Origin of the sequence: Streptococcus sp. oral taxon 064, assembly GCF_001683375.1 — a bacterium.
GTDB classification, from domain to species: Bacteria; Bacillota; Bacilli; order Lactobacillales; family Streptococcaceae; genus Streptococcus; species Streptococcus oralis_S.
Genome location: NZ_CP016207.1, coordinates 1213650 through 1240516 on the forward strand (window position 1 = coordinate 1213650; position 26867 = coordinate 1240516).

Sequence of the window (26867 nt, forward strand, 5' to 3'; positions counted from 1 at the left end):
AAGAAAAGACAGATTTGAGATTTCGCAGATACAAAAACAGCCCGAAGAGGGCTGTTAGCTAACAAATCAGTCTCAACTTAAATCGCAAACAAGTCATTCAAGTTCTCAGCCAAGGTTGGGTGAGTGAAGATTTGTTTTGTGAAGTAAGTGTAAGGAATCTTGTTGTCCATTGCAACAGTGATGATGTTGATGATTTCTTGAGAACCTTCTGAGAAGATGCTTGCTCCGAGAATTTCTTTTGTTTCAGTATTGACAATAGCTTTGAAGGCTCCGCGAAGGTCTCCGTTTACGTGACCACGAGTCATGGCAGCAACAGGGATTTCCTTCACTGCGTATGGAAGTCTCAAATCAGCTGCTTGGCTTTCCGTCAAGCCAACTTGAGAAAGAGCTGGTGTGATGAACATGGTGTTTGGTACATTGAGACGGTCTTCAAGTGTGTAGCTGCCATCTCCAGCAAGGTAGCTGTAGACAACACGGAAGTCATCAAGTGAAATGTAGGTGAATTGAAGTCCACCATTGACGTCTCCAACTGCAAAGACACCAGGAACGTTTGTTTGGCAGTGTTTGTCGACCTTGATAGCACCACGCTCCGTTAGTTCAATATCTGTATTTTCAAGTTGAAGTGGTTCTACATTCGGTTTACGTCCAGTTGCGTAGAGAAGGGCATCGAAACGGTAAGTTTCCTTTTCAGTTACGACGAGGACTTGATCACCGTCGTTTTTGATTTCAGTAGTATGGATGTTTTGAAGCAATTCAATACCGTCTTCTTCCATGTATTGTTTAGCAAGAGCTGCGATGGAAGGTTCTGCACGAGGAAGGAATGTATCCAAGGCATCTAGGACTGTGACTTTGCTACCAAGTTTGTTGTAGAGTCCAGCAAATTCAAGACCGATGTTTCCACCACCAAGGACTCCAAGTTTTTCAGGCAATTTGTCCAAGTTTTGGATACCTGTTGAGTCAAAGACATTTTTACTTGTAGCAAGTCCAGGAATTGGCAAGACGTTTGAAACAGCGCCAGTGTTGATGACGATTGTTTCAGCAGTTAGTTCTTGTTTTTCATCACCAGCCTGGATCTCGATCACCTTATTTGACACGAAATGTGCCTCTGCATCAATGACATCAACGCCATTATCGGCCAACATTTTATAATTTTTAGCGTTAAGACGACCAGTCACCGCACCACGCTCTTTCATGGTATCGTCAAATGACCAGCCCTTTTCAGCCGCTACAATCATAGTCTTGGTTGGGATACAAGCAATATTAATGCAAGTACCACCATACATCGCTTTACTGCGCTCGATGACAGCAACTTTTTTTCCAGCCGCATTCATCTTAGCAGCCAAAGTCTTACCGGCTTTACCAAATCCAATGACAATAAAATCGTATGTTAACATTTTTAAATCCTCCTATTTGATTTAATTCTAGCACAAGAAAAAAACTTTTGCACAAATCTGCTACGGGAAAAAATATTGGACTAAAATAGTCTAACGAAAGCTTTCGGGAATCAAGTTCAAAAAATAGAAAAATCGTTTACATGATTTTCCTTAAAGATTCTACTATCTTTTGCCCCGCTCTTGTGTTATACTAGATAAGTTGCAAAGAAACCAGTACTTTTCTTTCGTGGAAAAGAAGCAACACGGTATCTCGTTTTTGTTGAAGATACGTCATGAAAAGAAAAGTATAAACTAAAGCCCTATAGGGTGGCTTCGCACCACCTTTAGAAAGAAGAAAAACGTGAAATTTAATGAATTTAACTTGTCTGCTGAATTGCTAGCAGAGATTGAAAAAGCTGGATTTGTAGAAGCAAGTCCCATCCAAGAACAGACCATTCCATTGGCTCTTGAGGGGAAAGACGTTATCGGTCAAGCCCAGACTGGTACAGGGAAAACCGCGGCCTTTGGCTTACCAACCCTTGAAAAAATCCGTACAGAAGAAGCAACTATTCAAGCCTTGGTCATCGCTCCAACTCGTGAACTCGCTGTTCAAAGTCAAGAAGAACTCTTCCGCTTTGGTCGTAGCAAGGGAGTGAAAGTTCGCTCAGTTTACGGTGGTTCCAGCATTGAAAAACAAATCAAAGCCCTTAAGTCGGGTGCTCATATCGTTGTAGGAACACCAGGTCGTCTCTTGGACTTGATCAAACGCAAGGCTTTGAAATTGCACGATATTGAAACCCTCATCCTTGATGAAGCGGACGAAATGCTCAACATGGGCTTCCTTGAAGACATTGAAGCCATCATTTCCCGTGTCCCTGAAAATCGTCAAACCTTGCTCTTTTCAGCAACCATGCCAGATGCTATCAAACGTATTGGTGTTCAGTTTATGAAAGACCCTGAGCATGTCAAGATTGCTGCCAAGGAATTGACAACAGAGCTGGTTGATCAGTACTATATCCGTGTCAAGGAACAAGAGAAATTTGATACCATGACGCGTCTCATGGACGTGGAACAACCAGAACTTGCTATTGTATTTGGTCGTACTAAACGCCGTGTAGATGAATTGACTCGTGGTCTTAAGATCCGTGGCTTCCGTGCAGAAGGAATTCATGGTGACTTAGACCAAAACAAACGTCTTCGCGTCCTTCGTGATTTTAAAAATGGCAATCTTGATGTTCTAGTTGCGACTGACGTGGCAGCACGTGGTTTGGATATCTCAGGTGTGACCCATGTCTACAACTACGATATTCCACAAGACCCTGAAAGTTACGTTCACCGTATCGGTCGTACAGGTCGTGCTGGTAAGTCAGGTCAATCTATTACCTTTGTTTCTCCAAATGAAATGGGTTACCTTCAAATCATCGAAAACTTGACTAAGAAACGCATGAAAGGCTTGAAACCAGCGACAGCAGAAGAAGCTTTCCAAGCTAAGAAACAAGTAGCTCTCAAGAAAATCGAACGCGATTTTGCGGATGAAACTATTCGTGGGAACTTTGAGAAATTTGCTAAAGATGCTCGTAAGTTAGCTGCTGAATTTAGTCCAGAAGAATTGGCTATGTATATCTTGAGCCTGACAGTCCAAAATCCAGACAGCCTGCCTGAAGTGGAGATTGCGCGTGAAAAACCACTGCCATTTAAACCATCAGGTAATGGATTCGGTGGCAAAGGCAAGGGAGGTCGAGGAGGCCGTCGTGGAGATGACCGTCGAGATCGTGATCGCCGTGGCAATGGTCGCCGTGATGACTTCAAGAAAGGCAGTCGTGGAAACGATCGTTTTGATAAAGACAAACGGTACCGTAATAAAGACAATAAAAAACCTCGCAACACTTCAAGCGAAAAGAAGACCGGCTTTGTTATTCGTAACAAAGGAGACAAATAGAAAAAAGCGATTCACAGTGTGAATCGCTTTTATATATAAGGAGACCGATAGTAAAAGAAGATGGTGATAGTAAAGGATAGGTGAAACGGAAAGGGATTTATCATGTCATCTTCTTATAATGTTATATTATCAAAAATAAAATAGGATGTCAATAAAAAAATCGCTTTTTTATAAAATATTTTTGCTGTTCAAAATTGCAATTAAATAAGCAATTTTCAGATAATTATTGAAATAAAGACTTTTCTATGTTATAATGGAAGCGATTATATGCGAGGTAAAAAATGGCACATTTATTAGAAAAAACAAGAAAAATCACGTCTATTCTAAAGCGCTCTGAGGAGCAACTCCAAGATGAACTTCCTTACAATGCGATCACACGCCAGTTAGCTGATATTATTGACTGTAACGCTTGTATTGTGAATAACAAGGGACGTCTCTTGGGTTACTTTATGCGTTATAAGACCAATAATGACCGTGTAGAACAATTCTTCCAAACCAAAACCTTCCCTGAGGTCTATGTACAAGGGGCAAACATGATTTATGATACGGAAGCCAATCTTCCTGTTGAACATGATTTGACCATTTTCCCTGTAGAGAGTCGTGCGGACTTTCCAGATGGGTTGACAACGATTGCTCCGATTCATGTATCAGGGATTCGCCTAGGTTCGTTGATTATTTGGCGCAATGATAAGAAGTTTGAAGATGAAGATTTGATTCTTGTCGAGATTGCGAGCACGGTTGTGGGAATTCAACTATTGAACTTCCAACGCGAAGAAGATGAGAAAAATATTCGCCGTCGTACGGCTGTTACCATGGCGGTCAACACCCTTTCTTATTCAGAACTGCGTGCCGTATCAGCTATTTTAGCTGAATTGGATGGAAATGAAGGGCAGCTGACTGCATCAGTTATTGCAGATCGTATTGGCATTACGCGCTCAGTGATTGTCAATGCGCTTCGTAAATTGGAGTCGGCGGGAATTATTGAGAGTCGTTCTTTAGGAATGAAGGGGACTTATCTCAAAGTTCTAATTGGTGATATTTTTGAGGAAGTGAAAAAGAGGGACTACTAATGGCAAAGGCTTTAATCTCGATTGACTATACAGAGGATTTCGTAGCGGACCATGGAAAGCTAACTGCTGGAGTGCCAGCTCAAGCTATATCAGAGGCAATCAATCAAGTAACCAGACTGGCTTTTGATCGAGGAGATTATGTCTTTTTTACCATTGATGCTCATGAAGAGAAGGATACATTCCACCCAGAAAGCAAGCTCTTTCCACCGCACAACATCATCGGAACTAGTGGGCGTAACCTTTATGGCCCCCTAGCTGATTTTTATGCTGAGCATGAGGCGGATAGTCGTGTCTTTTGGATGGATAAGCGTCACTATTCAGCTTTTTCAGGAACGGACTTAGATATCCGTTTGCGGGAACGTCGGGTTGATACTGTTATCTTAACTGGAGTCCTGACTGACATTTGCGTCCTTCATACGGCTATTGATGCTTATAATTTAGGTTATCAAATTGAGATTGTTAAGCCTGCAGTTGCCTCTATTTGGCCAGAAAATCATCAGTTTGCTCTTGGGCATTTTAAGAACACATTGGGAGCAAAATTACTGGATGAAAACCTTGCTGAAATTGAACTATAAGCCTGTTGGAAAAATGAAAAAAATCTGAAAAAAGTGTTGACAAAGATTTTGAAAGTTGATATACTAGTAAAGTAATCGACGCGGGGATGGCGGAATTGGCAGACGCGCAGGACTAAGGATCCTGTGACCGCTTTAGGTCGTGAGGGTTCAAGTCCCTCTCTCCGCATAGGGTAAGAGTTAGCTTTGGCTAGCTCTTTTTTTGTTTTTACAAAGAAAACTAGAGGCTACGTTTCCTATATCGAAAAATATTGGCATCAAGAACAGCCATTGTATCAGAACATTTAAACTGAGTTTTCCATTTCATTCTATCAAGAATATCCTCAAACATAAGTCAGAAAATGAAGAACTTAGGAAATGGAGAAATACTAATCAGAAAGATGTGACTATCATTTTTAAAATGAAGTAGATTTTTGATTGGTACTATTCCTCATTATATAAGAAGGAAAGTTAGCGTTTGCTAGCTTTTTTGTTTTTTTCAAAAAGATAAATCAAAAAATTTTTTCGATTTCATAAACATTTCATATTTGGATTTTATAATAGTCTTACAAATATGGAGGTGACAAATGAATCCAATCCAAAGAGCTTGGGCTTATGTCAGCAGAAAACGACTGAGAAGTTTTATTTTATTTCTGATTTTATTTGTCCTTTTAGCAGGAATTTCAGCCTGTTTGACTCTGATGAAGTCCAACAAAACAGTAGAAAGCAATCTTTACAAATCACTCAATACTTCATTTTCTATCAAAAAGATAGAAAATGGACAGACCTTCAAGTTGTCGGACCTAGCATCTGTGAGCAAGATTAAGGGACTGGAAAATGTCTCTCCTGAACTTGAGACGGTCGCAAAACTGAAAGACAAGGAAGCGGTGAGTGGTGAGCAGAGCGTAGAACGTGATGATTTGTCAGCTGCAGACAAGAACTTGGTTAGCTTAACGGCTCTTGAAGATTCATCCAAGGATGTCACTTTTACCAGTTCGGCTTTCAATATAAAAGAAGGGCGACACCTTCAAAAAGGGGATTCCAAGAAAATCCTTATCCACGAAGAGTTGGCCAAGAAGAACGGTCTTTCGCTTCACGACAAGATTCGCTTGGATGCTGGTCAATCCGAAGCTGGAAAAGGGCAAACAGTAGAGTTTGAAATTGTCGGCATCTTTTCTGGTAAAAAACAAGAAAAGTTCACAGGCTTGTCTTCCGATTTCAGTGAAAACCAGGTCTTTACAGACTATGAAAGCAGCCAAACGCTTCTGGGAAATAGTGAACCGCAAGTCAGTGCAGCGCGCTTCTATGTAGAAAATCCTAAGGAAATGGAAGGACTCATGAAGCAGGTAGAAAACTTGGCTTTAGAAAGTCAAGGCTACCAAGTTGAGAAGGAAAACAAGGCCTTTGAACAAATCAAAGACTCAGTGGCAACCTTCCAAACCTTCCTGACCATCTTTCTTTATGGGATGTTGATAGCTGGAGCAGGAGCCTTAATTTTGGTATTGTCTCTCTGGTTGAGAGAAAGGGTCTACGAAGTGGGGATTCTTCTGGCACTTGGAAAAGGCAAGAGTTCGATCTTCCTCCAGTTCTGTTTAGAGGTAGTTTTGGTATCACTTGGAGCTTTGCTTCCATCCTTTATCGCTGGAAATGCCATCACATCCTATCTACTCCAAACTGTTCTAGCCAGTGGAGATCAGGCAACCTTACAGGACACGCTGGCCAAAGCAAGTGGTCTATCAACCAGCCTCCTATCCTTTGCAGAATCCTATGTCTTTCTGCTCCTGATTGGTTGCTTGTCTGTAGCCCTTTGTTTCGTATTTCTATTTAGAAAATCGCCGAAAGAAATTTTATCATCTATTAGTTAAGAAGGAGAAATCATGACTTTATTACAATTGCAAGATGTTACCTACCGTTATAAGAACACTGCTGAAGCAGTTTTATATCAGATCAAGTATAATTTTGAACCCGGAAAATTTTATAGTATCATTGGTGAGTCAGGAGCAGGAAAATCCACTCTCTTGTCCCTACTGGCTGGTCTAGATAGTCCTGTTGAAGGTTCTATCCTTTTCCAAGGAGAGGACATTCGGAACAAGGGGTATTCATACCATCGCATGCACCATATTTCCCTGGTCTTTCAAAATTATAACTTGATAGATTATCTTTCTCCGCTGGAAAATATCCGCTTGGTCAACAAAAAAGCAAGCAAGGATACACTTCTTGAGCTTGGTTTGGATGAAAGTCAGATCAAGCGGAACGTTCTCCAGTTATCAGGTGGTCAACAGCAACGTGTAGCCATCGCTCGCAGTTTAGTCTCAGAAGCTCCAGTTATTCTAGCTGATGAGCCAACAGGAAATCTGGACCCTAAAACTGCTGGAGATATTATCGAACTGCTCAAATCACTTGCCCAGAAAACAGGTAAATGTGTGATCGTCGTCACCCACAGTAAAGAAGTGGCACAAGCGTCAGATATTACACTTGAATTGAAGGACAAGAAACTGACTGAAACTCGCAACACTACAAAATAAGATGAGCTTGTTTTGATAGAATTATGAAATCAAATCTAGAAAGGGAACCTATGTTACACAACGCATTTGCCTATGTTACAAGGAAGTTTTTCAAATCGATTGTTATCTTCCTGATTATTCTCCTCATGGCGATCTTGAGTTTGGTCGGCTTGTCGATCAAGGGAGCTACTGCCAAGGCTTCTCAGGAGACCTTTAAAAATATCACCAATAGTTTCTCCATGCAAATCAATCGTCGCGTCAACCAAGGAACGCCACGTGGTTCTGGGAATATCAAGGGTGAGGATATCAAAAAAATCACCGAAAATAAGGCCATCGAGTCTTATGTTAAACGGATCAATGCTATCGGAGATTTGACTGGATATGACCTCATCGAAACACCAGAAACCAAGAAAAATCTCACTGCTGACCGTGCCAAGCGTTTTGGAAGTAGTTTGATGATTACAGGTGTCAATGACTCCTCTAAAGAAGATAAGTTTGTCTCTGGCTCATATAAGCTGGTTGAAGGTGAGCACCTAACCAACGACGACAAAGACAAGATCCTCATGCACAAGGACTTGGCAGCCAAACACGGTTGGAAAGTCGGAGATAAGGTCAAATTAGACTCCAATGTTTACGACGCAGACAATGAAAAAGGAGCCAAGGAAACAGTTGAAGTGACTATCAAGGGGCTCTTTGATGGTCACAATAAGTCAGCAGTAACCTACTCACAAGAACTCTATGAAAATACAGCTATCACAGACATTCACACTGCTGCAAAACTTTATGGATACACAGAAGACACAGCTATTTATGGGGACGCAACCTTCTTTGTAACAGCAGACAAGAACTTGGATGACGTCATGAAAGAGTTGAATGGTATCAGCGGTATCAACTGGAAGAGCTACACACTTGTGAAGAGCTCCTCTAACTACCCAGCTCTAGAGCAATCCATCTCTGGTATGTACAAGATGGCCAACCTCCTCTTCTGGGGTAGCTTGAGCTTCTCAGTTCTTCTCCTTGCACTCTTGCTCAGTCTTTGGATCAATGCCCGTCGCAAGGAAGTGGGAATTCTCCTCTCTATCGGTCTCAAGCAGGCAAGTATCTTGGGGCAATTCATCACCGAATCTATTTTGATTGCCATCCCTGCTCTTGTTTCTGCTTACTTCCTAGCCAACTACACAGCTCGTGCCATCGGAAATACTGTTCTTGCCAATGTCACTTCAGGTGTTGCCAAGCAAGCCAGCAAGGCTGCTCAAGCCTCTAACCTTGGTGGTGGTGCAGAAGTAGACGGCTTTAGCAAGACCTTGTCGAGCTTAGATATTTCTATTCAGACATCAGACTTCATCATCGTCTTTGTCCTTGCTTTGGTTCTAGTGGTTCTCGTTATGGCGCTTGCTTCAAGCAATCTCCTCAGAAAACAACCAAAAGAGCTCTTGCTCGATAGCGAATAAAAAACTTGCTACCTATTCTCCCCTAAATGGGGTATAATATAGGTAGCATTTTTATCTGTTTTGTCTTGATAAGGACTCTTCTTATCAGGATGAAACAGAGAAGATTTACAAGAAATTTAAAGGATGTGAACCGTTTTTTCTATGAAAATTTTAATTGTAGAAGATGAAGAGATGATCCGTGAGGGGATCAGTGACTATTTGACCGATTGTGGTTATGAAACCATTGAGGCAGCAGACGGTCAGGAAGCTCTAGAAAAATTTTCCAGCTATGAGGTGGCCCTGGTTTTACTGGATATCCAGATGCCCAAGCTTAATGGCCTAGAAGTTCTAGCTGAGATTCGTAAAACCAGTCAGGTTCCGATCTTGATGCTGACTGCCTTTCAGGATGAGGAATACAAGATGAGTGCTTTTGCCTCTCTGGCAGACGGTTATCTGGAAAAGCCCTTCTCCCTCTCCCTTCTAAAAGTGAGGGTAGATGCGATTTTCAAGCGCTACTACGATACAGGAAGAGTCTTCTCCTATAAGAATACCAAGGTAGACTTTGAAAGCTATAGCGCAAGCCTCGCAGGTCAAGAAGTGGCCATTAATGCCAAAGAGTTGGAAATTCTGGACTATCTGGTGAAAAATGAGGGACGGGCCTTGACTCGTTCTCAGATTATCGATGCTGTCTGGAAGGCGACAGATGAGGTCCCCTTTGACCGTGTTATTGATGTCTATATCAAGGAACTGCGGAAAAAGCTAGACTTGGATTGTATCCTCACTGTGCGCAATGTTGGTTATAAATTGGAGAGAAAATGAAACGAACAGGTTTATTTACAAAGATTTTTATCTATACCTTCTCGATTTTTAGTGTTCTGGTTATTTGTCTTCATTTAGCCATTTATTTTCTCTTTCCCTCTACTTATCTAAGCCATCGTCAGGAAACCATTGGCCAGAAAGCGACAGCCATTGCCCAGTCCCTGGATGGAAAAGATAGGCAGAATATTGAGCAAGTCTTAGACTTGTATTCCCAGACCAGTGATATCAAAGGAGCTGTCAAGGGAGAAATGACCGAGGACAAGTTAGAAGTCAAGGACAATCTTCCTCTGGATACGGACCGTCAAACTACTTCCCTTTTTATTGAGGAGCGTGAGGTGAAAACGCAAGATGGCAGCACTATGACTCTCCAATTTCTAGCTTCAATGGACTTGCAAAAAGAAGCAGAGCAGATTAGTCTCCAGTTTCTTCCCTATACCTTGCTGGCATCCTTTCTGATTTCTCTTTTGGTGGCCTACATCTACGCTCGGACCATTGTTGCCCCGATTTTGGAAATCAAGCGGGTGACCCGTAGGATGATGGATTTGGATGCCCAAGTGCGATTGCGTGTAGATTCTAAGGACGAGATTGGTGATCTCAAGGAACAAATCAATAGCCTTTACCAGCATCTCTTGACTGTCATTGCGGACTTGCATGACAAGAATGAAGCTATTCTCCAGCTGGAGAAGATGAAGGTTGAGTTCCTGCGAGGAGCTTCTCATGAATTGAAAACACCACTGGCTAGCTTGAAAATCCTAATCGAAAATATGAAAGAAAATGTCGGCCGTTATAAGGATAGAGACCATTATCTTGGAGTTGCCTTGGGGATTGTGGATGACCTCAGCCACCACGTTCTCCAGATACTGTCTCTTTCTTCTGTTCAGGAATTGCGAGACGAGAAAGAAGAGGTCGACCTTCTTCAGATGACGCAAAGTCTGGTTAATGATTATGCTTTGCTCGCCAAGGAGAGAGAACTTCAGGTAGACATTAGCCTAACCCGTCAGCAAGCTTACATAAACCCATCTGTCATGAAATTGATCCTATCTAATCTCATCAGCAATGCCATCAAGCACTCCACTCCAGGTGGCCTGGTCCGCATCGGGGAGAGAGAAGGAGAACTCTTTATTGAGAATAGCTGTAGTTCTGAAGAACAAGAAAAATTGGCCCAGTCTTTTTCTGAAAATGCTAGTCGCAAGGCCAAGGGTTCAGGAATGGGGCTCTTTGTGGTCAAAAGTTTATTAGAACACGAGAAATTACCTTATCATTTTGAGATGCAAGATTATCGTTTGACCTTCTTCATGTCTTATCCTAAAGTCGATCAAGACTAAGGGAAAGAAAGGGTTTACATTGATTGAGTTGGAAGAAATTCAATCTAAAGTATGGGAAAAACTAGCTTTTTTTATCAAAAAGTGATAAAATGAACAATGTAAATGGGATGTCCCAAAAAATATATAGGAGGCCTGACAAATGGCAATCGTTTCAGCAGAAAAATTTGTCCAAGCAGCTCGTGACAACGGTTATGCAGTTGGTGGATTTAACACAAACAACCTTGAGTGGACTCAAGCTATCTTGCGTGCAGCAGAAGCTAAAAAAGCTCCAGTTTTGATCCAAACTTCAATGGGTGCTGCTAAATACATGGGTGGTTACAAAGTTGCTCGCAACTTGATCGCTAACCTTGTAGAATCAATGGGTATCACTGTACCAGTAGCTATCCATCTTGACCACGGTCACTACGAAGATGCACTTGAGTGTATTCAAGTTGGTTATACTTCAGTTATGTTTGACGGTTCACACCTTCCAGTTGAAGAAAACCTTGAAAAAGCTCGTAAAGTTGTAGAATTTGCTCATGCAAACGGTGTATCAGTAGAAGCTGAAGTTGGTACTATCGGTGGTGAAGAAGACGGAATCATCGGTGATGGTGAATTGGCTCCAATCGAAGATGCTAAAGCAATGGTTGCAACAGGAATTGACTTCTTGGCAGCTGGTATCGGTAACATCCACGGTCCTTACCCAGAAAACTGGAAAGGTCTTCACCTTGATCACTTGCAAAAATTGACTGAAGCTGTACCAGGTTTCCCAATCGTATTGCACGGTGGTTCAGGTATTCCTGATGACCAAATCCAAGCAGCTATCAAACTTGGTGTTGCTAAAGTTAACGTTAACACTGAATGCCAAATCGCATTCGCTAACGCAACTCGTAAATTTGCTCGTGACTACGAAGCAAACGAAGCAGAATACGACAAGAAGAAACTCTTCGACCCACGTAAATTCTTGGCTGATGGTGTAAAAGCTATCCAAGCATCAGTTGAAGAACGTATCGACGTATTCGGTTCAGAAGGTAAAGCTTAATCTAGCTGAACAATACAGATAAAACCTGCCTGTGAAGGTGGGTTTTTTGTGTTTTCTTTTATAGAGCCAGTATACTTAAGACAACTATATCCAAAGTTGCTAAAAGAATGTAATTTTTGTACAATAATGCTATGAAAACACTGAAAAAATGGTTTCTTGCCTTCCTTAGTCTTATTTTTATGTTTTTAGGGGCAACATTTATCTTTCACTGTATTAGTCTAGAGAAGGAGCAAGCCTCTCTGAATCCTATGGGGCAAACTGTTCTTGTTAATGGTCATCAAATGAATATTTACGTTGAGGGGAATGGTCCAGAGACCATAGTATTTCTTTCAGGTGCCGGTATTGCTTCACCTATATTAGACTTTAAGAATCTAACAGATTCTCTATCAAAAAAATATAAAATTGTCGTAGTCGAGAGAGCTGGCTATGGTTATAGTGAGGATAGTAATCAATCTAGAGATGTGATGGAGGTTTTGTCAGAAACTCGTCAAGCCTTGTCACAGGCTAATCTTTCAGGTCCATTTATCATTCTATCTCATTCCATGGCTAGTCTAGAGAGTTTGGCTTGGCAGGAGAAGTATCCTGATGAAGTGAAAACTCTGATTGGTCTGGATTGGGCACTGCCGTCAAGTTATGAGGATTTAAAGGACAGTCAGGCCTTTCTTGCCGTGGCCTATTGGACTAGCAAGATTGGTCTATTACGTTATTTCCCTGAGTCCTTTTATACAAAAAATCCAACTCTGACCGAAAGTGAACGAAAACAATATAAACTTCTAGCTTATAAGCAGTTGATGTCACAAGCCATGCTTCATGAATCCCAAACGGTAAAGGAAAATGCCAAGAAAGTTCCCTCAAACATTAATCCGAAAATTCCTACCTTACTACTGGTTTCTAACGGTCAAGATACAAGCTTTAGTCAATCTGAGTGGCAGCGTTATGCAGAGAAATTTGCTAGTGACCAGTCTAATGTGAAAGTCATCTATATGGATGTACCACACGACCTTTACCATTATCAAAGTCATGAGGTTGTTTCTCGCATTGAAGATTTTTTAAAGAGTAATTGAGGGGTTAGAAACCATTTTAGACTGATGACAATAATTAAATACTGAAGGTTTAACAGTAGTATCGTTAATTTTTCGATTAAAAAAATTCTTTTTCTTAACCACCAGCCTGCCCATTGGGCAGGTTTTTTTGTGTTTTAAGAAAACAATCAAACCAGAATTTTTGATTAAAAGTATTATTTTTAAGAGAAAAATTTTCAATTTTATAAACTTTAGGCAAACGCTTGCATTCTGATTTTTATTGGACTATAATAGGTTGGTATAAAGCCTTCTGTAATAATATTGAGAAGGTGCAGAAAGTAAGGATTTAGAATATTTGTAGTCAACAATACAATATTGCTATTCCTTGCGCTAGGGAGAGATTTATGGCAATGATAGAAGTGGAACATCTTCAGAAAAATTTTGTGAAGACAGTTAAGGAACCTGGTTTGAAGGGAGCTTTACGCTCCTTTATTCATCCTGAAAAGCAGACCTTTGAAGCGGTCAAGGATTTGACTTTTGAAGTTCCAAAGGGGCAGATTTTAGGATTTATCGGGGCAAATGGTGCTGGGAAGTCGACAACCATCAAAATGTTGACAGGGATTTTGAAACCGACATCTGGTTTTTGCCGAATTAACGGCAAGATTCCGCAGGACAATCGCCAAGATTATGTCAAGGATATCGGGGTTGTCTTTGGACAACGTACCCAGCTATGGTGGGATTTGGCTCTGCAAGAGACCTACACGGTCTTAAAAGAGATTTACGATGTGCCAGACTCACTCTTTCATAAGCGCATGGATTTTTTGAATGAAATCTTGGACTTGAAGGACTTTATCAAGGACCCAGTGCGGACTCTTTCACTGGGACAACGGATGCGGGCGGACATTGCAGCTTCCTTGCTTCACAATCCCAAGGTTCTCTTTTTAGATGAGCCGACCATTGGTCTGGATGTTTCGGTCAAGGATAACATTCGCCGGGCTATCACTCAGATCAATCAAGAGGAAGAAACAACCATTCTCTTGACTACTCACGACCTGAGTGACATTGAGCAACTTTGTGATCGGATTTTTATGATTGATAAGGGGCAGGAGATTTTTGATGGAACGGTTAGCCAGCTCAAGGAAACCTTTGGCAAGATGAAGACTCTTTCTTTTGAACTGGTACCAGGTCAAAGTCATCTCGTTTCTCACTATGAAGGCTTTTCGGATATGACCATTGATAGACAAGGAAACAGTCTGACTATTGAATTCGATAGTTCCCGCTACCAGTCGGCTGATATTATAAAGCAAACCCTGTCTGATTTTGAAATTCGCGATTTGAAGATGCTGGATACGGATATTGAGGATATTATCCGTCGCTTCTACCGAAAGGAGCTCTAAGATGGTCAAATTGTGGAGACGTTATAAACCCTTTATCAATGCAGGGATTCAGGAGTTGATAACTTATCGAGTTAACTTTCTTCTTTATCGGATCGGCGATGTCATGGGTGCTTTTGTGGCCTTTTATCTCTGGAAGGCTGTCTTTGATTCCTCGCAAGAGTCTTTGATTCAAGGCTTCAGCATGGCGGATATCACCCTCTACATCATCATGAGTTTTGTGACCAATCTTTTGACCAGGTCTGATAGCTCCTTTATGATTGGGGAGGAGGTCAAGGATGGTTCCATTATCATGCGCTTGTTGCGACCAGTGCATTTTGCGACCTCTTATCTCTTCACCGAGCTTGGTTCCAAGTGGTTGATTTTTGTCAGTGTCGGACTTCCTTTCTTGAGTGTTATTGTCTTGATGAAAATCCTTTCTGGGCAAGGGATTGTAGAAGTGCTGGGCCTAACTGTCCTTTATCTCTTTAGCTTAACACTGGCCTACCTGATTAACTTTTTCTTTAATATCTGCTTTGGATTTTCAGCCTTTGTGTTTAAAAATCTATGGGGTTCCAATTTACTTAAGACATCCATAGTGGCCTTTATGTCTGGAAGTCTGATTCCCTTGGCTTTCTTTCCAAAGATTGTTTCAGATATCCTGTCCTTCTTGCCTTTTTCATCCTTGATTTATACTCCGGTCATGATTATTGTTGGGAAATACGATGCCAGTCAGATTCTTCAGGCACTTTTGCTACAGTTCTTCTGGCTCTTAGTGATGGTGGGCTTGTCTCAGTTGATTTGGAAACGAGTCCAGTCCTTCATCACCATTCAAGGAGGTTAGTATGAAAAAATATCAACGCATGCACCTGATTTTTATCAGACAATACATCAAGCAAATCATGGAATACAAGGTCGATTTTGTGGTGGGAGTGTTAGGAGTTTTTCTGACTCAAGGCCTGAACCTCTTGTTTCTCAATGTGCTCTTTCAACACATTCCTTCCTTAGAAGGCTGGACTTTTCAAGAAATCGCCTTTATCTATGGATTTTCCTTAATTCCCAAGGGACTAGATCATCTCTTTTTTGACAATCTCTGGGCTCTGGGGCAACGTTTGGTGCGAAAAGGTGAGTTTGATAAGTATCTGACGCGTCCTATCAATCCTCTTTTTCACATCTTGGTTGAGACCTTTCAGATTGATGCCTTGGGCGAACTATTGGTCGGTGGTATTTTGTTAGCGACAACAGTGTCTAGCATTGGTTGGACTCTTACAAAATTCCTGATTTTTCTAGTCTGTATTCCCTTTGCGACCTTGATCTATACTTCCTTGAAAATCGCGACTGCCAGTATCGCTTTTTGGACCAAGCAGTCAGGTGCCATGATTTACATTTTTTATATGTTTAATGACTTTGCCAAGTACCCAATTTCCATTTACAATTCTCTTCTTCGTTGGTTAATTAGCTTTATCGTACCTTTCGCCTTTACGGCCTACTATCCTGCCAGCTATTTCTTGCAGGATAAAGACGGGCTCTTTAACATTGGTGGGTTGATTCTGATTTCCCTTGTTTTCTTTGTTATTTCTTTAAAACTCTGGGACAGGGGCTTGGACGCTTACGAAAGTGCGGGTTCTTAAGATATAAAATAGGATGAGAGTTAAAAATTAAATATGTTACAAACAACCGTTGAAAATTATTGCGGTTGTTTTTGCATGTTTATTAAGGCATGAATTCTATCCATACCCCTTTTTGCGATTTTGGTAATTATTCCAGTTGATTGATAATATTTTTGATGGTAGGAATGAGTTTATATTGTACCCAGTTAACTACGAAAGTTTTGGGTTTATATTTTTAAGGTACATTAAAAAAAAAATTAATGCGTGTTAATTTTTCTTGACTTAAATTTTTTTAATTGATATACTATTTTTCAGAGAGCTAACAATTATATATAAATGTACTACTCTATCCCACTAGATAATACGTCATAAAACTTTTTATAACAAAGGCTAGCAAAGTTAAAGTTTTCTATCTATTGGGTTTAAAATAAAAAATGAAGGAATTATAATGAAAAAAAGTACGGTATTGTCATTAACTACTGCTGCAGTTATTTTAGCAGCATATGCCCCAAATGAGGTAATTTTAGCAGATGCACCTAGTTCTGAAGATGCTTTAAGAATTTCTGATAAAGAAAAAGTAGTAGCAGATGCACCTAGTTCTGAAGATGCTTTAAGAATTTCTGATAAAGAAAAAGTAGTAGCAGATAAAGAAACAGAAAACAATGAACAATCTGAAGAACTTCATAATGTTAAAGAAACTTCAAAGGATACTGAGGAGAAGAAGACAACAGTTATTGAGGAAAAAGAGGTTGTTAGTAGAAAGTCTGAGATAGACAAAAAAACTAGTAACGAAGGAGCAAGTATCAAAGAAGACTCCAAGCAACCCAAAGGAGATAATGCAGACTCGTCTGTAAGTAAGGACACGGAAAGTCCCAAAAAAGAAGATAAACTTGTCTATATTGCTGAATTTAAAGATAAAGAATCTGGAGAAAAAATAATTAAGGAACTATCAAAACTGAAGGACACAAAAGTTTTATATACCTATAATACGATTTTTAATGGCACCGCAATTGAAACAACTCCAGATAATTTGGACAAAATTAAACAAATAGAAGGTGTTTCATCGGTTGAACGATCACAAAAAGTTCAACCAATGATGAATCATGCCAGAAAGGAAATTGGAGTTGAGGAAGCTATTGATTACCTAAAGTCTATTAATGCTCCATTTGGAAAAAATTTTGATGGTAGAGGTATGGTCATTTCAAATATCGATACTGGAACAGATTATAGGCATAAGGCTATGAGGATCGATGATGATGCCAAAGACTCAATGAAATTTAAAAAAGAAGACTTAAAAGGCACTGATAAAAATTATTGGTTGAGTGATAAAATCCCTCATGCGTTCAATTATTATAATGGTGGTAAAATCACTGTAGAAAAATATGATGATGGTAGGGATTATTTTGACCCACATGGGATGCATATTGCAGGGATTCTTGCTGGAAATGATACTGAAAAAGATATCAAGAACTTTAATGGCATAGATGGAATTGCGCCTAATGCACAAATTTTCTCTTATAAAATGTACTCTGACGCAGGATCTGGGTTTGCGGGTGATGAAACAATGTTTCATGCTATTGAAGATTCGATCAAACACAATGTCGATGTTGTTTCGGTATCATCTGGCTTTACGGGAACAGGTCTTGTAGGCGAAAAATATTGGGAGGCTATTAGAGCATTAAGAAAAGCAGGAATCCCAATGGTTGTTGCTACAGGTAATTTTGCGACTTCTGCTTCAAGTTCTTCTTGGGATTTAGTAGCAAATAATAATCTGAAAATGACAGATACTGGAAATGTAACACGAACTGCCGCACATGAAGATGCGATAGCGGTCGCTTCTGCTAAGAATCAAACCATTGAGTTTGATAAGGTTAACATTGGAGGACAAAGTTTTAAATACAGAAATATAGGAGCTTTTTTCGATAAAAATAAAATCCTAACAAATGAGGATGGGTCAAAAACTCCAAATAAATTAAAATTTGTATATATAGGCAAAGGTCAAGACCAAGATTTGATAGGATTGGATCTTAAGGGCAAAATTGCAGTAATGGATAGAATTTATACCAAGGATTTAAAAGATGCTTTTAAAAGAGCTATGGATAAAGGCGCACGTGCCATTATGGTTGTAAATACTGTAAATTACTACAATAGAGATAATTGGACAGACCTTCCAGCTATGGGATATGAAGCGGATGAAGGGACTAAAAGTCAAGTATTTTCAATTTCAGGAGATGATGGTGTAAAATTATGGAACATGATTAACCCTGATAAAAAAACTGAAGTCAAAAGAAATAATAAGGAAGATTTCAAAGATAACTTAGAACAATACTATCCAATTGATATGGAAAGCTATAATTCTAATAAACCGAATGTAGGTGATGAAAAAGAAATTGACTTTAAATTTGCAGCTGACACAGACAAAGAACTTTATAAAGAAGATATTATAGTCCCAGCAGGGTCTACATCTTGGGGGCCAAGAACAGACTTGCTTTTAAAACCGGATGTTTCAGCACCTGGTAAAAATATTAAATCCACTCTAAATGTTATCAATGGTAAATCCACTTATGGTTATATGTCAGGAACTAGTATGGCAACTCCAATCGTAGCAGCTTCTACTGTTTTGATTCGACCAAAATTAAAGGAATTGCTTGAAAGACCTGTCTTGAAAAATCTTAAGGGAGATGACAAAATAGACCTTACAAGTCTTACAAAAATAGCTCTACAAAATACTGCAAGACCTATGATGGATGCAACCTCTTGGAAAGAAAAGAGTCAATACTTTGCATCACCTAGACAGCAGGGAGCGGGGCTAATTAATGTTGCCAACGCTTTGAGAAATGAAGTTGTAGCAACTTTCAAAAATACAGATTCTAAAGGTTTGGTAAATTCATATGGTTCCATTTCTCTTAAAGAAATAAAAGGTGATAAAAAATACTTTACAATTAAGCTTCACAATACCTCAAACAGACCTTTAACCTTTAAAGTTTCTGCATCAACTGTAACTACAGATGCTCTAACTGATAGGCTAAAACTCGATGAAACATATAAAGATGAAAAATCTCCGGACGGGAAGCAAATTGTTCCAGAAATTCACCCAGAAAAAGTCAAAGGAGCAAATATCACATTTGAGCATGATACTTTCACTATAGGTCCAAATTCCAGCTTTGATTTAAATGCGGTTATAAATGTTGGAGAAGCTAAAAATAAAAATAAATTTGTAGAATCATTTATTCATTTTGAGTCAGTGGAAGAAATGGAAGCTCTAAACTCCAATGGTAAGAAAAGAAACTTCCAACCTTCTTTATCGATGCCTCTAATGGGATTTGCTGGGAATTGGAACAAGGAACCAATCCTTGATAAATGGGCCTGGGAAGAAGGATCAAAATCAAAAACAATGGAAGGTTATGATGATGATGGTAAACCGAAAATTCCAGGAACCTTAAATAAGGGGATTGGTGGAGAACATGGCATAGATAAATTTAATCCAGCAGGAGTTATCCAAAATAGAAAAGATAAAAATACAACATCCCTAGATCAAAATCCAGAACTATTTGCTTTCAATAACGAAGGAATCAACGCACCCTCATCAAGTGGTTCAAATATTGCTAAAATTTATCCTTTAGATTCAAATGGAAATCCTCAAGATGCTCAACTTGAGAGAGGATTAACGCCTTCTCCACTTGTATTAAGAAGTGCAGAAGAAGGGGTGATTTCAATAGTAAATACAAATAAAGAAGGAGAAAATCAAATAGACTTAAAAGTCATTTCGAGAGAACACTTTATTAAAGGAATTTTAAACTCTAAAAGAAATGATGCAAAGGGTATTAAATCATCTAAACTAAAAGTTTGGGGTGACTTGAAATGGGATGGACTCATTTATAACCCTAGAGGTAGAGAAGAGAATGCCCCAGAAAGTAATGACAAAAAAGATCCTGCTACTAAGATACGAGGACAATTTGAACCGATTGCGGAAGGCCAATATTTCTATAAATTTAAATATAGATTAACCAAGGATTACCCATGGCAGGTTTCCTATATTCCTGTAAAAATTGATAACACACCTCCAAAGATTGTTTCAATTGATTTTTCAAACCCTGAAAAAATTAAGTTAATTACAAAGGATACTTATCACAAGGTCAAAGAGCAATACAAGAATGAAACGTTATTTGCTAGAGATCAAAAGGAACATCCTGAAAAATTTGACGAAATTGCCAACGAAGTTTGGTATGCTGGGGCCGCTCTTGTTAATGAAGATGGAGAGGTTGAGAAAAATCTTGAAGTCACTTATGCAGGTGAGGGTCAAGGAAGAAATAGGAAACTTGACAAAGACGGAAATACCATTTATGAAATTAAAGGTGCAGGAGATTTAAGAGGTAAAATCATTGAAGTGATTGCATTAGACGGTTCTAGCAATTTCACAAAGATTCATAGAATTAAATTTGCTGATCATGCTGATGAAAAGGGAATGATTTCCTATTATCTAGTAGATCCTGATCAAGATTCATCTAAATACCAAAAGCTTGGCGAGATTTCCGAATCTAAATTTAAAAATTTAGGAAATGGAAAAGAGGATAGTCTTAAAAAAGATACAACTGAAGTAGAACATCATCAAGAAAATGAAGAGGCTACCGAAGAAAAATCTAGCTTGACTATTCATAAAACAATTTCAACAATTAGAGACTTTGAAAGCAAAGATTTAAAGAAACTCATTAAAAAGAAATTTAGAGAAGTTGATGACTTTACAAGTGAAACTGGTAAGAGAATAGAGGGATACGATTATAAATACGATGATAAGGGAAATATCATTGCATATGACGATGGTAGTGCCTTAGAATATGAAACTGAAAAACTTGATGAAATCAAATCAAAAATTTATGGCATTCTAAACCCATCTAAAGATGGACACTTTGAAATTCTTGGAAAGATCAGCAATGTTTCTAAAAATGCCAAGGTATACTATGGAAATAACTATAAATCGATAGAAATCAAAACGACCAAGTATGATTCCCACTCAAAAACGATGACATTTGATTTATACGCTAATATTAATGATATTGTGGATGGATTAGCTTTTGCAGGCGATATGAGGTTTTTTGTCAAAGATGATGATCAGATAAAAGCTGAAACTAAAATTAGAATGCCTGAAAAAAATAAGGAAACTAAAGAAGAATATCCGTATGCATCAAGTTATGGGAATGTAATAGAATTAGGAGAAGGAGATCTTTCAAAAAACAAACCAAATAATTTAACGGACATGGAATCTGGTAAAATCTATGCTGATTCAGAAAAACAACAATATCTGTTAAAGGATAACGTCATTCTAAGAAAAGGCTATGCACTAAAAGTGACTACCTATAATCCTGGAAAAACGGATATGTTAGAAGGGAATGGAGTTTATAGCCAGGAAGATATAGCAAAAATCCAAAAGGCCAATCCTAATCTAAGAGTCTTATCAGAAACAACTATTTATGCTGATAGTAGAAATGTTGAAGATGGAAGAAGTACTCAATCAGTATTAATGTCGGCTTTGGACGGCTTTAACATTGTAAGGTATCAAGTGTTTACATTTAAAATGAATGATAAAGGGGAGGCAATCGATAAAGATGGAAATCTTGTGACAGATTCTTCTAAACTTGTATTATTTGGTAAGGATGGTAAAGAGTACACAGGAGAGGATAAGTCCAATGTAGAAGCTATAAAAGAAGATGGCTCTACGTTATTTATTGATGCAAAACCAGTAAATCTTTCAATGGACAAGAACTACTTTAATCCATCTAAAACTAATAAAATTTATGTACGAAATCCAGAATTTTATTTAAGAGGTAAGATTTCTGATAAGGGTGGTTTTAACTGGGAGTTGAGAGTTAATGAATCGGTTGTAGACAATTATTTAATCTACGGAGATTTACACATTGATAACACTAGAGATTTTAACATTAAGCTTAATGTTAAAGACGGTGACATCATGGACTGGGGGATGAAAGACTATAAAGCAAACGGATTCCCAGATAAGGTAACAGACATGGATGGAAATGTTTATCTTCAAACTGGCTATAGCGATTTGAATGCGAAAGCGGTTGGAGTACATTATCAATTTTTATATGATAATGTCAAACCAGAAGTAAACATTGATCCAAAAGGAAATACTAGTATCGAATATGCTAATGGAAAATCTGTAGTCTTTAACATCAATGATAAAAGAAATAATGGATTCGATGGTGAGATTCAAGAACAACATATTTATGTAAATGGAAAAGAATACAAATCATTTGATGATATTAAACAACTAACAGATAAGACACTAAACATTAAGATTGTTGTAAAAGATTTTGCAAGAAATACAACCGTAAAAGAATTCATTTTAAACAAAGATACGGGAGAGGTGAGTGAACTAAATCCTCATACAGTAACTGTGACCATTCAAAATGGAAAAGAAATGAGTTCAACGATAGTGTCGGAAGAAGATTTTATGTTACCTGTCTATAAGGGTGAATTAGAAAAAGGATACCAATTTGATGGTTGGGAAATTTCTGGTTTCGAAGGGAAAAAAGACGCCGGCTATGTTCTTAATCTATCAAAAGATACCTTTATAAAACCTGTATTCAAGAAAATAGAGGAGAAACAGGAGGAGGAAAATAAACCTACTTTTGATGTATCGAAAAAGAAAGAAAAAACACAATCTAATTCAACTAATGATGTCAACAGTATTGTTTCTGATGAAAATGATAAAAACTTTGAAATTGACAAGAACGTTTATCTAAATGAACAAGGGAACTTAACTAATAAAAATACCAACATCAATAGTAAATCAACTAGTAACAATCCTAATGAGTTGCCAAAAACCGGAACAGCAAGCGGAGCCCAGACACTATTAGCTGCCGGAATCATGTTTATAGTAGGAGCTTTTCTTGGATTGAAGAGAAAAAATAAAGACTAAGACAAAAGCTATAGAAAAAATGGTTTATGTACTGAGATTAGATAGTGAGGTGATGACATAGTTTTGTGAAAATATTGATTTATAAATATATTATTTAGATTTCTATGAAAATGGGAGATTTAAAAGAGATATATGTAAAAGCCTTGTCTTAGGACAGGCTTTTTCTAATGGAGATAAAAATTTCTTGACATCTATTCTCAGAGTGCTATACTAAAAGGGTAATCGCCGATTTAGCTCAGTTGGTAGAGCAACGCACTCGTAACGCGTAGGTCACAGGTTCAAGCCCTGCAATCGGCAGAATCAAGAAGTCCAAACGGGCTTCTTTTTTTGTAAATATAGGAAAGGTGGAACGTTTGAGATAGGTTCTATTTAACGTCTGAAACTCCTGCTTATAAATTAAAACTAAAATTTATATTTTGTGGTATAATGTATTGTAATAAATACTTGTTTTGATACCAATCTAGAGATATTTTTATAGTTATTTATTCTAGAAATTTTTGCTTGGATTTTTTTTAAAAGTCATAAAAGTTCATGGATAGTAACGAATGAAGTATCGTAAGCTTGGCTGAATATCAATCAAAAAGGAGAAAATTATGAATAAGAAAGAACGAGAAAAACAATTTGAAGAGATCAATGGACGTAAGCGGTCTGAATCAAAGTTGACTCCAAATAAAAAAATAAAAATCTATATTGGCATAGCACTCGCTGTTTTAGTCACTCTCATCTTGGTAAGTATTTTCTCATATTTTCTGATCGGTAAGAAAGAATCAAATCAAGTATCGTCTTCAGTTTCAACTAAAGAGACAACAAGTCAAGCGTCTACAAGTCAAGCGTCTACAAGTCAAGGAAAAACGGATGAGACTGATAAGGATAAACAAGAGGAAATTCAAAAACTCAAGAATCAACTGACAGATTTGGATACCAAGATCACTGAAGCAGAAGCACTTGTTAGCAAGCTAAAGAAAGAAACTGCTGTTCCAAAACTAGATATTGAAGCAATCAAGAACAATGATTTGTCTAGTTTAGAAGGCACTTGGCGTAGTCAATCTGGTAATGAATACATTATTAATGATTCTGGAGAAGTACGTGCGACTTGGTTTACAAATGATCAAAAGTACGAATCTGTAGTTGGATTAAAGGTATCAAAAGGTCAAGATAGTCGTAACCCTGAGACAGCGTCTATCAGTGCGTGGGTGAAAGATTCTGTTGCTGGAGGATTTGTAGTAGTTGCTGTTCCAAGTGGGGTTGTTATGCAACCTGGTGATGATGGAAAGATTACGGATAAAAGCAATCATGCTGAAGAAAGACTACTTTCGGGTCAAGATTACGGGTCTATGTTAATGAAACCAGAAGATGTTTATTACCGTGTGAAACCAGATACCAGTAAACTTGAGGAAGAAGAAAAGAATTTAGCTCAACTGCAAGCTGATCGAGAAACAATCAAATCTTCTCTAGAATCTAAGGAAAAGAAAAACTAGTTTAGAATCTAACTTTAGATTATCTTAGTTCAGAACTGCTCTTGTGCTCGACAAAATCAAGAAGCTCAAATGAGCTTCTTTTCTTTTATCACCACTATTCAACCACTTAGACCGAGATATAGACCAGATAGACAAAAGGGCTTGTTCTTGAAAAAATCCTCTGCTATAATGTTTTTTGTAAGGGACGTGAGGGGTCGTGATCAGACAATTCAAGTCAATAAAAAAAAGAAAATGGAGACAAAAAAATGAAAAAATTATTGGGACTTGTATTTTTAGTAGCAGCAGCGCTAGTATTGTATTTCGGATCTGTTGGATGGCCAAGTTTGGATGTTAACCTTTGGTCACTGATTCCAGTTGGATTGTTCCTCTATTTCACACTAGAAAACTTTTTGAAAAAAGACTACAAGTCTAGTCTGATGTGCTTGATCATTGCCTTTATCATTGCAAATGCTATTTTTGATCTCTTGCCAATTTCAAGTGGTTTGGTGATTGGTGCCGGTGTGCTAGCTTGTGTAGGGCTTGGCTACCTCTTTCCTGATAAGGATAAAAAAGAAGATAAATAAAAAAGTCTCGAGATTTCTCGAGACTTTTTTACTGACCAGCGTAATATTTTTGAATCCCTTTTACGATGCCTGCGACCAATTTATCTTGGTAGTGGCTATCTCTGATTTGTTGGTTTTCGGAGAAATTATCCATATAACCAAGCTCTAGGAGAACGGCTGGTTTGGCTGTTTCGCGTAGTACGGCATAGCTGCTTTCCAATAAGCCAGCATCCTTAGCTCCTGTTTCTGCTAGAAGAGAGGAGTGGATGGCAGCGGCGAGGCGTTTGCTTTCACTCATACGATCAGGGTGATTGTGCCAGTATTGATTAATCTTACTTGGATAATCAGGTTCATCGCTATAGGAGTAGGTTTGAATACCGCTCGCTTTTGAGTAGGTATTACCAGTAGCGTTGAAGTGAATACTGATAAAAATATCAGAGTTGGTTTTATTAACCATACGAGAACGTTCGGTAACAAAATCAACGTCAATATCACTATCACGAGAAGTGAGGACCTTGTAGCCTAGTTCTTCTAACTTAGTACGAAGCTTACGGTAAATCTGCATGTTGAGATCTTTTTCAGCTACATTGTAGTAAAAGGCACCTGAATCTCGACCACCATGCCCAGGATCTAGGAAAATGTTATTGCTGTATAGGCCTTTTGTAAATCCTCCTTCAGTTGAAACTTCAGAAATCCATTGGCCGTATTTTTGGAACAAGTGTTCCTTACCGTCTATCTTGTAAGTTCCTGAAACATAATGGCCATTATCATCTAGGTAGTAGCGTGCTTTGTCAGAGTTATCGTAAATCCATTCGCTCTTTGCCATGTAACCACCTGACTTGAGGTAGTATGCTCCAATCCATTCCTGATTTGCATAACGGCCATCCGCTTTTAGATAGAACCAGCTCTTGTAGGCTTTATCAAAGATCCACTCTTTTTCCGCCATGGCTCCACTGGTTTTGAGGTAGTAGCTTCCTTTCCATTTGTCTGCTAGCATCCCACCATTCTGGTCAAATGAGTACCAGGAACCTTGAATCTTTTGCCAGTTTTCTTGGACATATCTCCCTGACCCGTTTGCATAGAACCAAGTATCCTTGATTTTGACCCAGTTGTTTTCTGCCATAGCTCCACTCTGGTTGAAGAGGTAGCCCTTGAAGGTTGTCGCACTCAGCATTCCACCGTCTTTGTCAAAGTAATACCAAGAACCGTTGATTTTCTCCCATTTATCCTGTGAGATTTTTCCAGAAGGAGCGACATAATACCAAATTTGGTCTAATTTAGTCCAGCCCTTTTCTGCTATAGCTCCACCTTTTGTGAGCAAGTAGCCATCAACGGTAGTGTTGCTGAGCATGCTTCCAGTTTGGTCAAAATAGTACCAGGAGCCGTTAATTTTTTTCCAGGTGTTCTGAGCTAGTCGTCCAGAGGAATCAGCATAGTACCATTGATTGTCCAAATGGGTCCAGCTATTTTCTATCATGACTCCATCTTGGTCAAAGGCATAACCTTTGTAGACAGTAGAATGAAGACGATTACCATCTTGATCGAAGTAGTACCATTTGCCTTGGATTTGTTTCCAGTTCAAAGCAGGCTTATCATCTTGGTAAAAGCGCCAGTGATGATTTTCTTGGTACCATCCTTCTTTTTTGGGCTTGTCTTCTTGCACATCTACTTTCGGAAGAACTTCTGATTTAGAGTTTTCCTCAACACTTGATTCTTTCTTTTCTTCTTTGGCAATTGCTTCCTTGACAGCAGATGTGGATTGAGTTGTGTTTTCTTCTCCTAAGACGGATGCGGGTGCTAATCCTGCTATTGACAGAATCAGAGCACTGGTCAGTAGTATCTTTTTCACTTTCTATTTCCTAACTTTTTCTTT

18 protein-coding genes and 2 tRNA genes are annotated in these 26867 nt (G+C 38.7%); 18 read left to right on the forward strand and 2 right to left on the reverse strand.

Going from position 1 to position 26867, the window contains the following annotated elements; all coding sequences use genetic code 11:
- Positions 1-77: 77 nt before the first annotated feature.
- Complete coding sequence (locus AXF18_RS05925; RefSeq protein ID WP_049500963.1) at positions 78-1394, reverse strand: FAD-containing oxidoreductase; 1317 nt, start codon at positions 1392-1394, stop codon at positions 78-80.
- Positions 1395-1734: 340 nt separating this feature from the next.
- Between AXF18_RS05925 and AXF18_RS05930 the strand changes: the two genes are divergently transcribed.
- From AXF18_RS05930 to AXF18_RS06020, 18 genes are all read left to right on the forward strand, one after another.
- Positions 1735-3312: a DEAD/DEAH box helicase gene (locus AXF18_RS05930; RefSeq protein ID WP_049500961.1), complete on the forward strand. Its 1578-nt coding sequence runs from the start codon at positions 1735-1737 to the stop codon at positions 3310-3312.
- A gap of 281 nt (positions 3313-3593) precedes the next feature.
- Positions 3594-4382, forward strand: coding sequence for a GTP-sensing pleiotropic transcriptional regulator CodY (gene codY, locus AXF18_RS05935; protein WP_000940725.1), 789 nt, complete (start codon positions 3594-3596; stop codon positions 4380-4382).
- Positions 4382-4957 carry a cysteine hydrolase family protein gene (locus tag AXF18_RS05940; protein ID WP_001029654.1) on the forward strand — a complete coding sequence of 192 codons (576 nt, stop codon included), beginning with the start codon at positions 4382-4384 and terminating at the stop codon, positions 4955-4957. The genes codY and AXF18_RS05940 overlap by 1 nt, the downstream gene beginning before the upstream one ends.
- An 80-nt stretch (positions 4958-5037) precedes the next feature.
- A tRNA-Leu gene (locus tag AXF18_RS05945) sits at positions 5038-5123 on the forward strand.
- A 397-nt stretch (positions 5124-5520) separates the two neighbouring features.
- Positions 5521-6798: an ABC transporter permease gene (locus tag AXF18_RS05950; RefSeq protein ID WP_049518933.1), complete on the forward strand. Its 1278-nt coding sequence runs from the start codon at positions 5521-5523 to the stop codon at positions 6796-6798.
- A 12-nt stretch (positions 6799-6810) separates the two neighbouring features.
- Positions 6811-7458, forward strand: coding sequence for an ABC transporter ATP-binding subunit Vex2 (vex2, locus tag AXF18_RS05955; RefSeq protein ID WP_000173737.1), 648 nt, complete (start codon positions 6811-6813; stop codon positions 7456-7458).
- Between the two features lie 50 nt (positions 7459-7508).
- Positions 7509-8888: an ABC transporter permease subunit Vex3 gene (gene vex3 / locus AXF18_RS05960; protein ID WP_065371654.1), complete on the forward strand. Its 1380-nt coding sequence runs from the start codon at positions 7509-7511 to the stop codon at positions 8886-8888.
- 141 nt (positions 8889-9029) lie between these two features.
- Positions 9030-9686, forward strand: a complete 657-nt coding sequence (vncR, locus tag AXF18_RS05965) for a response regulator transcription factor VncR (protein WP_049489824.1) — start codon at positions 9030-9032, stop codon at positions 9684-9686.
- Entirely contained in the window at positions 9683-11011 is a 1329-nt protein-coding gene (gene vncS, locus AXF18_RS05970; protein WP_065371655.1) for a sensor histidine kinase VncS, read from the forward strand. The genes vncR and vncS overlap by 4 nt, the downstream gene beginning before the upstream one ends.
- A 139-nt stretch (positions 11012-11150) precedes the next feature.
- Positions 11151-12032, forward strand: a complete 882-nt coding sequence (locus AXF18_RS05975; RefSeq protein WP_060955987.1) for a class II fructose-bisphosphate aldolase — start codon at positions 11151-11153, stop codon at positions 12030-12032.
- Positions 12033-12163: 131 nt separating this feature from the next.
- Entirely contained in the window at positions 12164-13096 is a 933-nt protein-coding gene (locus tag AXF18_RS05980; protein WP_065371950.1) for an alpha/beta fold hydrolase, read from the forward strand.
- Positions 13097-13458: 362 nt separating this feature from the next.
- Positions 13459-14451, forward strand: coding sequence for an ATP-binding cassette domain-containing protein (locus AXF18_RS05985; protein WP_065371656.1), 993 nt, complete (start codon positions 13459-13461; stop codon positions 14449-14451).
- Position 14452: 1 nt separating this feature from the next.
- On the forward strand, positions 14453-15271 hold the full coding sequence (locus AXF18_RS05990; protein ID WP_065371657.1) for an ABC-2 family transporter protein: 819 nt from the start codon (positions 14453-14455) through the stop codon (positions 15269-15271).
- 1 nt (position 15272) lies between these two features.
- A complete protein-coding gene (locus AXF18_RS05995) occupies positions 15273-16058 on the forward strand; it encodes an ABC transporter permease (protein WP_065371658.1) in 786 nt (261 codons plus the stop codon).
- 427 nt (positions 16059-16485) lie between these two features.
- Positions 16486-22974 (forward strand): S8 family serine peptidase, encoded by a 6489-nt coding sequence (locus AXF18_RS06000; protein ID WP_065371659.1) that lies wholly within the window; start codon positions 16486-16488, stop codon positions 22972-22974.
- A 224-nt stretch (positions 22975-23198) separates the two neighbouring features.
- Positions 23199-23271: transfer RNA gene (locus tag AXF18_RS06005), tRNA-Thr, on the forward strand.
- A gap of 296 nt (positions 23272-23567) precedes the next feature.
- Positions 23568-24452 (forward strand): DUF6287 domain-containing protein, encoded by an 885-nt coding sequence (locus AXF18_RS06010; protein ID WP_065371660.1) that lies wholly within the window; start codon positions 23568-23570, stop codon positions 24450-24452.
- A 245-nt stretch (positions 24453-24697) separates the two neighbouring features.
- On the forward strand, positions 24698-25015 hold the full coding sequence (locus AXF18_RS06020; RefSeq protein ID WP_065371662.1) for a hypothetical protein: 318 nt from the start codon (positions 24698-24700) through the stop codon (positions 25013-25015).
- A gap of 28 nt (positions 25016-25043) precedes the next feature.
- Here the strand turns inward: AXF18_RS06020 and AXF18_RS06025 are convergent, their stop codons facing one another.
- Positions 25044-26843 carry an N-acetylmuramoyl-L-alanine amidase gene (locus AXF18_RS06025; RefSeq protein WP_065371663.1) on the reverse strand — a complete coding sequence of 600 codons (1800 nt, stop codon included), beginning with the start codon at positions 26841-26843 and terminating at the stop codon, positions 25044-25046.
- Positions 26844-26867 lie beyond the last annotated feature (24 nt).